This window comes from Rhodanobacter denitrificans, assembly GCF_003335105.1.
Classification (GTDB): domain Bacteria; phylum Pseudomonadota; class Gammaproteobacteria; order Xanthomonadales; family Rhodanobacteraceae; genus Rhodanobacter; species Rhodanobacter denitrificans_A.
On the sequence record NZ_QFWQ01000034.1, the window covers coordinates 1 to 321 of the forward strand.

Consider the following 321-nt stretch of genomic DNA (forward strand, 5'->3'; position numbering starts at 1 on the left):
TTGTCTACAAATAGGAGTTTCAAACATTTTGTTTGTCTGTGCTGCAGGGGCTGCTGTATTCAGCAAAAGCCACTTCATCTGTCTCATAGTAGTCATAGACTTTCACAATGGCAGGCTGCAGGTTCCGTACTGAGATATCTTGTTGAATGATGAAGGAGAAGGACAGTGTCTGATTGGTCACCTGATCCAAATATATTAAGACATTGTTGTTGCTCACTTCTGTTCTGCTCACGTGCTCTAATCTTTCAAGCTTTTTCACTGTTGGTTTCAATGGGATGAAACCAGATAGCATCTTCACATCAGCAATCACCATGTTGGAGG

Annotated in this window: 1 protein-coding gene; it reads right to left on the reverse strand. The window is 41.7% G+C overall.

Going from position 1 to position 321, the window contains the following annotated elements; translation table 11 throughout:
- Positions 1-19 precede the first annotated feature (19 nt).
- Positions 20-321: hypothetical protein (locus DEO45_RS16380; protein WP_147269721.1), on the reverse strand; the 302-nt coding region annotated here is incomplete at its 5' end.